At 73.0% G+C, this 9,998-nt stretch carries 7 protein-coding genes; 2 read left to right on the forward strand and 5 right to left on the reverse strand.

All coding sequences use genetic code 11. From position 1 onward, the window contains the following. The coding region (locus tag E1289_RS33385) for a hypothetical protein (protein ID WP_207929317.1) at positions 1–579 on the reverse strand (579 nt) is incomplete at its 3' end. Positions 580–1,010: 431 nt separating this feature from the next. Here E1289_RS33385 and E1289_RS33390 point away from each other — a divergent pair. Further along, on the forward strand, positions 1,011–2,093 hold the full coding sequence (locus E1289_RS33390) for a phosphotransferase family protein (protein WP_131987445.1): 1,083 nt from the start codon (positions 1,011–1,013) through the stop codon (positions 2,091–2,093). Positions 2,094–2,130: 37 nt separating this feature from the next. On the opposite strand, the gene E1289_RS33395 is transcribed toward E1289_RS33390, so the two are convergent. The 3 genes from E1289_RS33395 to E1289_RS33405 all read right to left on the reverse strand — a co-directional run bounded on the left by E1289_RS33395 (position 2,131) and on the right by E1289_RS33405 (position 7,998). Further along, the gene (locus E1289_RS33395) at positions 2,131–3,603 is read right to left on the reverse strand and encodes a sigma-70 family RNA polymerase sigma factor (protein WP_131987447.1); all 1,473 of its coding nucleotides are present in this window, start codon (positions 3,601–3,603) and stop codon (positions 2,131–2,133) included. A gap of 216 nt (positions 3,604–3,819) precedes the next feature. Further along, positions 3,820–5,316 carry a sigma factor gene (locus tag E1289_RS33400; RefSeq protein WP_131987449.1) on the reverse strand — a complete coding sequence of 499 codons (1,497 nt, stop codon included), beginning with the start codon at positions 5,314–5,316 and terminating at the stop codon, positions 3,820–3,822. Between the two features lie 378 nt (positions 5,317–5,694). After that, a complete protein-coding gene (locus E1289_RS33405) occupies positions 5,695–7,998 on the reverse strand; it encodes a substrate-binding domain-containing protein (RefSeq protein ID WP_131987451.1) in 2,304 nt (767 codons plus the stop codon). Between the two features lie 264 nt (positions 7,999–8,262). Between E1289_RS33405 and E1289_RS33410 the strand changes: the two genes are divergently transcribed. Then, a complete protein-coding gene (locus E1289_RS33410) occupies positions 8,263–9,075 on the forward strand; it encodes an RNA methyltransferase (RefSeq protein WP_131987453.1) in 813 nt (270 codons plus the stop codon). Here E1289_RS33410 and E1289_RS38590 read toward each other — a convergent pair. After that, the coding region (locus E1289_RS38590) for a hypothetical protein (protein WP_207929318.1) at positions 9,076–9,998 on the reverse strand (923 nt) is incomplete at its 5' end.

The raw sequence follows: 9,998 nt of genomic DNA on the forward strand, positions 1-9,998 counted from the left end.
GGGAAGAAGGTGCGGCGGGGCCGTGCCGTCGACAAGGGGTGCACGCGGCTTTGGGATGGGGGCGACCGGGGTGTCGGGCCCGGTGATGCGGCGGATGTCGATGGCGCCGGGGTCCGGGCGGTCGATGAGCGGCACCTGGGACGCCCCGTAGTGCCCGCCGCGCGCCCAGTTCTTGCGGCCGCGGTCGGCGTGGTACGACTGCGGCGACGGCAGCGGCGGCCCGGCGGGCCAGCGGCGCGCGACGCCCCACGTGTCCAGCCACTGGACGATCGCGTCGATGCCGGTGAGCAGCGTGCCGGTGAACGGCGCCCGGGACTGGCCGACGACCATGATCTGCACGCAGACGCGGCCCTCGCGGCCGACGCGCCCGCCGAGCAGCCGGGCGGCGCGGGTGACGGGCAGGAGCTGGACGATCTCGCCGGTGCCGGGATGCCAGACCAGGTGCGGCGGGCGGTCGTCCTTGACGAGGTCGGCGGCCACCGAGCGGGCGGAGACGGTGCGGGGATCGTGCTCGCCGGTGCACCATACGACCCGGGGAGCACCTCCTCGCAGAGCTCCGCCGTCCTGTCGCGCCGGCATGCGGCCGGCTCCCGGCAGCCATGCGTCTGCCACGGTTTGTCCCCCCCAATCGGGCGGTCTAGTCCCGAATGGTCTAGTCCTACTCTCATAGCCCAGCAGGACGTAAAAAGTCCAGCTTGCCGTCATGGGCCGGAGATGACGGCTTTGACCGCCGGGCGAGGTAGGTACCCACTTGCTCGGCTGTCGTCGCAGAGGCGTACCCCGGGGCCCCTCGGCTTGCACCTGGCGTTCTCGTTCTCATCTGGAAGTCTCACCGAACCGGCCGTTCCGCGCCGAACGCCGGGGCGTCGTCGCACGTCAGCGGCATGCTGTGCGCCAGGTGAACCCTTCCTGCAAATCGGCCGGAAGTGGCCGGAGGGTCTCCCCGCGCGGGCGGCAGGTACCCGGGTGGGGTTCACAGCACGGACCGAGTCACGTTCTAATAGGGCGTCATGACCGTTGACGCAGAGCTTCCCCCCGGGGTCCCCGGCATCGACGTCCCCCGCCTGGCGGACTGGCTCGCCCGCGAGCTGCCCGGTACGGGACGCATCAGCGCGATCGACCTGATCGCCGGCGGCCGCTCGAACCTCACCTACGGGATCACCCTGGACGGCGGCCGCCGCATCGTGCTGCGCAGGCCGCCGCTCGGGCACGTCCTGCCGACGGCCCACGACATGGGCCGCGAATACCGCGTGCTGACCGCGCTCGGTGATGGCACAGCGGTTCCGGTGCCGAGGACGCTGGCGTTCTGCGACGACGAGGACGTCATCGGCGCGCGCTTCTACCTCATGGACTACGTCGAGGGGCGCGTCCTGCGGACCCGCGAGGACGCCGCGGACATGACGCCCGAGCAGGCGCGGGGCCTCAGCGAGGCGCTGGTGGAGGCGCTCGCCGCCATCCACACCGTCGACGTGAAGGCCGTCGGCCTTGCGGACTTCGGCAGGCCGAGCGGCTACATGGCGCGCCAGCTCAAGCGCTGGGGCAAGCAGTGGGACGGGTCCCAGGAGGCCATCCGCGCCACCGGCACCACCCGGGACCTGCCCGAGTACGACCGGCTCGTGGCGAGGCTCGCCGACCGGCTGCCGGCCGACGCTCCGGCGCGCCTCGTCCACGGCGACTTCCGGCTCGACAACGCGCTCGCCAGGCTCGAACCCCGGCCGGAGATAGCCGCCGTGGTCGACTGGGAGATGTCGACGCTCGGCGACCCGCTGTCCGACCTCGGGCTGACGCTCGTCTACTGGGCCGAGGCGGCCGACGCCGACAAGCTGCCCGTCGGCGCGACGATCACCTCCGCGTCGGGCTTCTTCACCCGGAACGAGTTCACCGGGCGGTACGCGGCGCTGACCGGCTACGACCTGGCCGACCTGGACTTCTACGTCGCGTTCGCCTGCTTCAAGCTCGCCGTCATCCTCGAAGGCATCCACGCGCGCTATCTGCAGAAGGCGACCGTCGGCGAAGGGTTCGACCAGATCGGCGAGGGTGTTCCCGTGCTGCTGAACCGGGCGCACCGCACCCTGGACACCGGCACCATCTGAGGACACCGGCGGGCCGAGGCGCCCCGGCAGGGGCGCCTCAGCAGTACGAGACGCGGGCCGAGCCGCCCGGGGAGAACGAGACCGAGCCGGTCCTGTCGCCGAAGCAGAAGACGTTGGTGCGGCGCACGGTCACGTTCGCGGAGGCGCCGGCCGCCAGGCGCCCGGCCCCGCCCGCGCTCAGCTCACCGGACGTTCCGGTCACCCGCCAGTTCACCGGCCCGCCCACGGCGGTGATGCGGACGGAGCACGCCTCGCGGGTGCCCATGCCGCAGCCCTCCACCGACAGCGTGCCGGGCCTCGGGGGCTCGGGCTCGTCGGTGTCCGACGGCGGCGGCCGCAGCGGCGGGCGGGTCGTCGCCGTCCGCGTCGGCGTGGCGGACGGCGAGGGCGTCTTCGACGGCGACTTCGTCCGGGTCGGGGACGGCGACGTGACCGTGGGGGACGGGTCGGTCGGCGTCGGCTCGGGCTGCCCCGAGGCCACCGGCTCGCCGCTGTCGGCGGGCGCCGGACCGGCCGCGGACGTGTTCGACCCGTCGCCGCCGAACGCCGACACCGCCCCCGCCGACAGCACCACCACTCCCACCGCCACGGCCAGGGCGGCGACCAGGGGGCCGCGCCGCCGGGCCGGGCGCTCGCGGCCGCGCGGCGGCGTCGGCTGGTAGGGGAGCGGCCAGCCGTACTCGTCGAACGGCTCGGTCCAGGCGGCGATGGCGCGGCGGTTGCCCGCGCGGTCCTCGGCGGTCGCGGCGGTCAGCACGTCGAGCCGCAGCTCCGCGGGGATCGCCGCGATCGGCAGCACCGACAGCAGCCGGTCGGGCGGCAGCGCCGCCGTCTGGCGCTCCGCGCACGCCGGGCAGCCCGCCACATGGCGCACGAGCGCCGCCGCCGCCCGCGGGGGCAGCGGCCACGACTCGGTCAGCGCCGCGACGCCGGGGCAGTCCTCCCAGTGGTTCTGCGCGATGAGGGCCGCGTGCAGCGCGGCGGCGAGGTCCTCGCGCGTCCGCTCCACGAGCGCGAGCATCTCCTCCAGCGGAATCCCGAGGATGCCGCACAGGTCGACCTCGTCCAGCTCGTGCCGCACCAGCAGGTCGATCGCCTCGCGCTGCCGGCCGTTGAGCGCGGCGAGCGCGCTGTGCGCGAGGAGCCGGCGTTCCGCACGCCGGACGAGCTGCTCCTCGGTCAGCTCGTCGTCGGCCTCGGGCGCCTCCTGCCCGGTGTGCCGGTTGGGGCTGTCGCGGCGCCGCATGGACTCCTTGCGGGCGATCGCGTACATCCAGCCGCGCAGCCGTTCGGGCTCGGTGAGCCGGTCGATGTGCTCGCGGGCCGCGATGAAGGCGTTGCGCAGTGCCCCGGCCGCCTCCACGCGGTCGCGGAGCAGCCCGTGGCAGTAGTCGTAGAGGAACGGCGCGTAGGTGTCGTAGACCTCGGTCAGCGCGATGACGTCCCCGGCCCGCAGCGAGTTCGCCAGCCTGACGTCGTCGTTCTGCCCGGGCCCTGGCTCACCGGCCACGGGTACCCTCCCAGTCGATTTCGGTGTCGTCGATCAAACCCCCGGGGAGCGCCGACGCCTGCCGGCCCGCTCTGGTTGCCTGATCTTGCCACCAAGTCGCCGAGATTTCTCCCGGACACGGCGAAGTCCGTGACGGAATAGGTACACATTGTGGCCGTTTGGCCTAGTCGACCAGCTTTCCGACATCCGAAATGTGATGCAGATCACGTTTCGCGATCAGTCGCCCGGGCCGCCCGGACTCCCGTCCTCGGAGCACGCGAGCGTGACCGTGCCGCGCTGGCCCGTCGAGAAGCTGACCGTGCCGCTGCCGCCCGGCGGTACGCAGTTGCCGCTGACGCTGACCACCGCCGTCCGGCCGTCGGCGAGCGTACCGCCGCCGCTGGCGCTGAGCCCGGCGGACGCGCCCGTCACGGCCCAGGTCACCGTCCCGCCCACGGCGCGCACCGGAAGGGCGCACCTGCCGGGGCCGGGGCCGCTGATCGTGCAGCCGCCGACCAGCAGCGTCCCGGTCCGCGGGCGCGTGACGCTCGGCCGTGGGCTGGACGGCCGGGCCGACCGCGTCCGGGTCCGCGTCGGGGTCGGGGTCGTCGTGGACGGGGTGGGCGTCGGAGTGCTGCTCTCCGTGGGCGTCGGGGACTCCGTGGGCTCCTCGGTCTCGCTCGGCGGGGCCGAGTCGGGGGCCGACGTGGCCGGCCCGGGGGAGTCCTGAGCCTCCGTCCCTCCGGTGGGCGACCCCTGCATGACGTAGAACGCGCCCGCCACGATCACCACTACGGCGGCCACGGCGGCGAGCACGGGCCAGAGCGCGCGCGGGGTGCCTCGTGCGGGATGGGGGTGCGCGGGCGGCTCGTCCTCGCTGATCGGCCAGCCCCAGGTGTCGAACGGTCCGGCGTGGTAGGCGATGTCGTCCAGGTCGGGGGCCAGCGCCGGATCGGTGGCGGTGGCCATGACGTGGCCGCGCAGGTCGGTCGGCATCGTCGCGACGGGCATCACCTGCAGCAGCCGCGCCGCGGACACCGGCCGGTCGCGCTGGGGCGCGCACGCCGGGCACGCCTCCATGTGGTCCACGAGCGCGCGGACGGCCGGGGGCGGGAGCGGCCAGCCGCCCTCGCCCGCGATCGCCGCCGCCTGCGGGCAGCCTCCGCCGTTCCGCGCGATGTGCGCGGCGGTGAGCGCGCCGTCGAGGCGGGCGCGGGCCCGGCCGGTCAGGTCGGCGGCCTCGTGCGCGTCCATGCCGAGGACGCCGCCGATCTCCGCGGCGTCCAGACCGTGCCGCAGCATGAGGTCCAGGGCTTCGCGCTCGCGCCCGCGCAGGGCCGCCAGGCCGCTGTGGACGAGCTGGCGCGCCTCCAGCCGCTTGGCCAGCTCCGCGCCGTCCAGGAAGCCCTCCTCGACCTCCGGGGCCTCGTGCCGCTCGGCGGGCCGCTCCGGGTCGCGGAGGCGCCGCATGGACTCCTTGCGGACGAGCGCGTACAGCCAGCCGCGGAAGCGGTCGGGCTCCCGCAGGGCGGGCACGTGCGCGTAGGCGGCGACGAGCGCGTCGTGGAGCGCGCCGGCCGCCTGCTCCTGGTCGCGCAGCAGCGCGTGGCAGTAGTCGTACAGGCGGGCCGCGTAGCGGTCCATGACCTGGATCAGCGCGCTCGCGTCGCCCGCGGCCAGGGACCGGGCCAGGCGCTCGTCGTCGGCGCGCTCGAAACTGGGCCAACCGGACACAAGGTCCTCCCGCGGGCTGTGTGCGGATTCCTCGTCCGCGTCGTCGGGGACGGCCGGAAGATCCGATGGGGAGCTGCTGCGCTCGTCCCGCCGCCGGTGGGCGGCGGAGTGCCGTTCACCCGGTGCTCCGGGTGACTCCCCCCGATCGGCCGCCCCTTCGAGGCGGCTCGCTTCCCCGTCACGGGCCGGGGAGGGAAGGCGGTCGGAGGCCCGACGGCCCCGCTCCCCGTCGGGCCTCCACCAGGTTGGACGGCCGGGTGCGGCGCCCGGTTGACACCGAACGCCGGGAAAAATCAAGAACTACCTGACGCATCCGGATGATCACCGAACGATGATCATCCGGATGCGGGCCGTGCGATTCCGGTCACCGAGCGCTGCTCACTGGATGCGGCGGGACAGCGCCTTGAGGAAGATCTTCTGGATCTCCTCCGGGGTCTGCGCGACCTGGACGGTGCCGTTGGTCGCCTCCGCGATCTTCTCCAGCTCGTTGACGTCCACGCCGCTGCCGAACCCGATCATGTTGACCTGGATCGGCTTGTTCGGGTCCTGCATGCCCTTGAGCTGGTCGAGGGTGGTTCGCAGCGACGGGCCGCCGTCGTCGTCGTTCTTCCCGTCCGTCAGCAGCAGGATGGAGTTGCCGAACTCCGGCTTGTAGGTGTCGTTCATCATCTTGTACGCGGCGAGCATCGTCCGGTACAGCCCGGTGTCGCCGTTCGGCTTCGGCTGCATCGAGTTGAGCGTCGAAAGCACGAGGCCGCGCCGGGTGTTGGACCCGATCCGCTCGCCGAGCGGGCCGATCGGCACCGTCTTCTTGTACGGGAGATCGCCGTCCATGTTCGTCGAGAACAGCCACTGGCCGAGCTCGGTGTCGTCCGACATCATGCTCAGGCCGCCCTGGGAGACCTGGGCGAGGGCCTGCAGCCGGTTGGTGTTCGGCCCGACCTTCTCCAGCATCGAGCCGGACACGTCGATCAGCGTCAGCATGCGCAGGCCGAGCGACAGCTTCGACCACGCCTGCATGACCTTCGCGACGTCCTCGCTCTTCGGCGTCGGGAGCTGCCGCGGGCGGGCCGGGCTGACACCGGCCTTCTGGTCGAAGCCCTCCGGCGCCTTGCCGTCCGCGGTGCGGAACCCCAGTTCGTGGACGTCGTTGCGGGTGGCCTCGGTGCGCAGCGCCTTCTCCAGCAGGCGGGCGCCCTTCTGCTTGGCGGCGTCCTTGCTGGTGACGGTGAACGGGTAGTCCATCGACAGCGTGCCCTCAAGCGGGTACAGCGCGACCGCCGGCTCCTGCGGCCTGGTCCGGTTGTAGCTCCACAGCGCCTGCTCGGACGACAGGGAGATCGGCTTCTTGCCGCCGGTGCTCTTGCTGAACGCCTCGAACTCCGCGTCGACCGTGGGGACGGTGCTCTCCCGGACGGTCCGCACGATGCCGGTGAAGATCGAGTCCCGGTTGGGGTCGTTCGCCAGCAGCGTGCTGGTGACCATCAGCGAGCCCATGCCCGCCGCGTTCCGCATCGGGTCGGGGACGACCAGCCGCACCGTGCCGGCCGGGATCATCTGGTTCTTGGTCACCGCGCCGCCCGCGGTGCCGCCGGCGGCCTTGAGCAGGTTGTCCCAGGACGGGCTGGCGGTGATGCCCTGCTTCTTCAGCTGCTCCGCGAGCGTCTGCGGCAGGCCCACCACGATTGGGCTCGTCGCCACCGAGGTCTTGGTGGGCACGACGTCGTTCTTCTTGCCGTCGCCGCCCGCCTGCGCCAGCGAGATCCACAGCGACGAGTCGGGGATCCACACGTCCGGGCGCTCGTTCGCCGCGTTCGCCACACCCTGCCCGGAGATCAGCGTCGTCACCGACGCCGGCTCGACCTTCTTCACCGTGGCGCGGACGCACTTGCCGTCCGCCTCGTGCGAGCCGTCGTTGAAGCGCTTGGCGGCCTTCTCCACGACCGGCGCGATGTCGGGCGCCGCCGCCACCGACAGGCTCAGCGCGTCGTCGCCGGTGCAGCCGCCGCTCTCGGCGAACGCGTACACGCCGACGCCCAGCAGCAGCGCCAGGCCCACGGCCCCGGCCATCGGCCCGATCAGCGCGGTCGCGTTGCGCTTGCGCTTGCGGCGCCCGTACTCGTAACCGCCGGACTCGCCGCCGTAACCACCGGATCCGCCCGACCCGCCGTAACCACCGGATCCGCCGTAACCACCGGATCCGCCGGACCCACCGGAACCGCCGGAACCGCCGCCGTAGCCGCCGGAGTCGCCCTGCCCGCCGAAGTACCCGGACGGGCCGCCGTCGGAGCTGCGGATGGAGTCGTACTCGCTGTACCCGGTCCCGGCCAGCGGAGACGAGGAGCCGCCGGGCGGCGGGCCCTGGGGGTTCCCGGACACCGGCTCCCCGGACCGGCGGCCCTCCTGCACCCCGCCGTACCCGCCGCCGTAGCCGGGGTGCTCACCCGACTGCCGCGGCGTGAACCACTGCGGAGTCTCGCCGGACGCCCCCGGTGCGGCGCCCCTGCCGGGCGGCGCCCCCGGCGGACCGGCCGGCGGCTGGGCCAGCGGCTGGCCCTGGCTGTCCCGGGCGCCGAACCAGTCGGAGGACCCGTCGTTGGCGGGGCCGAAGACAGGCCGGGACGGGTCGTACCCGCCCTCCCCCGCACCATCGGGGATGTCATTGCGATGACGTCCGCTCATGGACCTGCCCTCGATTCACCAGAAACCCGCCGATGTCCCACGGCACTGTAGTAGTACGAACTAGAGGTTACAAAGAACTCAAAACTGATAATGACGCAGGTCATGAGCGTATCTCTCAACGATCCTGGCATCGCCGCCGATCATCACACCCTGCTTACGGGGTGGAACGGTACGCCGTACCCACCCCGCGAAACCCGCCCGGACCGAACCACATCTGGCCGGATCCGGACGCCCCACCCTGGTTTCAGCGGCAGACTTGGGGCCATGGCCCGCCTGGTACCCGTCACCGACGCCGCAGACCCGCGCCTCTCAGACTACGTGCGGCTCCGGGACGTGAACCTCCGCAAGAGCCTGGAGGCCCAGCACGGCCTGTTCGTCGCCGAGGGCGAGAAGGTGATCCGCCGCGCGATCGGCGCGGGCCACCCCGTCCGCTCCCTGCTGATGGCCCGCCGCTGGGCCGAGCCGCTCGCCGACGTCCTGGACGGCCTCGACGCCCCGGTCTACCTCGCCGACGACGCCGTCCTGGAGGCGATCACCGGTTTCCAGGTCCACCGCGGCGCCCTGGCGTCCCTCGAACGCCTCCCGCTCCCCGCCGTCGACACGCTCCTCAGCACCACCCGCCGCGTCATCGTCTGCGAGGACATCGTCGACCACACCAACATCGGGGCGATCTTCCGGTGTGCGGCGGCGCTCGGGGTGGACGCGGCGGTGCTGGCGCCGCGGTGCGCCGATCCGCTCTACCGCCGCGCGGTGAAGGTGTCCATGGGCGCCGTGTTCGCCCTTCCGTACGCCCGGATGACCGACTGGCGCAACGGGCTCGCCACGCTTCGCGAGCGCGGTTTCGAGCTCCTCGCCCTCACGCCCGCGGCCGACGCGACGGCCATCGACGAGGTGCGGGCCGCCGGCCGGAGGGCGCTGCTGCTCGGCTCGGAAGGGGACGGGCTGTCGTCGCGGTGGCTGCACGAGGCCGACCATCGCGTCCGGATACCGATGGACGGGGCGGCCCTGGCACGCGGCGTCGACTCGCTCAACGTGGTCGCCGCCGCCGCGATCGCGTGCTACGCGCTCACCCGCTGATCACTTGCCGAACACGCCCTTGCGGGGCCGCCGGTGCGTGCCCTTCGCCCGCTTGGCCGCCGCCCCGGCGGGGAGGCGCCGCCTGCCCAGGCGCAGCTGCGTCATCAGCAGGGAGAACGCCACCAGGAGCGCCGCCAGCCATGCGACCTGCGTGCTGGCCATCCGCTCGAACGTGAGGTCCTGCGCGACGGGTGCCTCGTTGCCCTGCAGCCGGCTCTGCGGCGTCACCGCGGCGCCCTGGCTCGGCGCGACCGACGGGCTCGGAGCCTGGATCGGGGGCAGCGCGACCGACGGGTCCCGCGGCTCGAACGACGAGTTCGGCTGCGGCGGCACGGCCCCGCCATCGGAGATCACCGAGCCGCTCCCGGTGCCGGAGCCCCCGGTCGAACCACCGGAACCGCCGCCGCTGGAGCCGCCGCTGGAGCCGCCGTCCCCGCCGGACGCGGAGTCCGTGGGCTTCGGCTTCTTGGACGGCTTCTTCGTCGGCGCCTTGCTGGGCGGCTTCGAGGAACTCGGCGGCTTACTGGTCGTCGGCGGCGGCTTCGTCGGCGACGGCAAGACGAAGGTGATGCTGCCCGGTGCCGCGATGTCATCGAGGTTCGATGCGCCGACCGTGACGGTGATCTCGACCTTCTCCGTCTTTTCCGGAGCGGTCAGTTCCCAGTGGAAGACGGCGTCATCCCCGTCGGCGAGATCTCCCGCGGAGCAGGCTTCCGAGGCGAAGTCCTTGCACTCCCCGGTCAGGGTGACTCCGTCGGGACTCGTTCTGAGGCCCTTGATCTTGACTTCGGTCACGGCGCCACCGGTCGCCTCAATGGTGGTCGTGACGTCTACGGGGTCTCCGGCCTTCGGCTTCGTGGGCTTGGTGTAGACGCTCACGTTGAGCTCGCCCGGGGCGGGGGCGGCCGTGCCCGAGTCCGAAG

The sequence above is a fragment of the Actinomadura sp. 6K520 genome, from assembly GCF_004349245.1.
Lineage (GTDB): Bacteria > Actinomycetota > Actinomycetes > Streptosporangiales > Streptosporangiaceae > Spirillospora.